The 450-nt window shown below is 39.6% G+C and carries 1 protein-coding gene; it reads left to right on the top strand.

Translation table 11 applies throughout. From position 1 onward, the window contains the following. Positions 1-265: 265 nt before the first annotated feature. Positions 266-450 (top strand): acetoacetate decarboxylase family protein (locus D7X55_RS40955; protein ID WP_199747410.1); only part of this gene is annotated, 185 nt, incomplete at its 3' end.

A 450-nucleotide genomic window follows, 5' to 3' on the forward strand; every position in this document is an offset into this window, starting at 1 on the left:
GCGGTCATGCCCTGTTATGTTAACTAGCCCATAAAATAGCCCATAAGAACAGCCCTACATTGCCGTCAGATAACCTGCTATCGCCAAAGTTAAGCGGATGCAGGTGTGAAAAAATCATTACAACATCATAACAATTTTGTCTTGGGATTGATTTTGCATAAGGGTGTATGATATTTCCTGCTTCATGTCATAACGATAAAATTAAATAATATTGCATAACTAAACAACATGACTGGATAATATAACGAGATAAAAAGGAAAGCTCATGAAAGCGAGTGATATCTTAGATAATGCGACGTTTATGCCTTTTACTGCCCCACCTTGTTCGAATGGTCCTTACGAATTTTTTGACCGCGAATACTTTATCATCACCTACCGCACTGATCCCGAAAAACTGCGCGCTATTGTACCTGAGCCACTCCAAATCACTGATGACGCACTGGTAAGTTA

Source organism: Corallococcus sp. AB049A (assembly GCF_003668885.1).
Classification (GTDB): Bacteria; Myxococcota; Myxococcia; order Myxococcales; family Myxococcaceae; genus Corallococcus; species Corallococcus interemptor.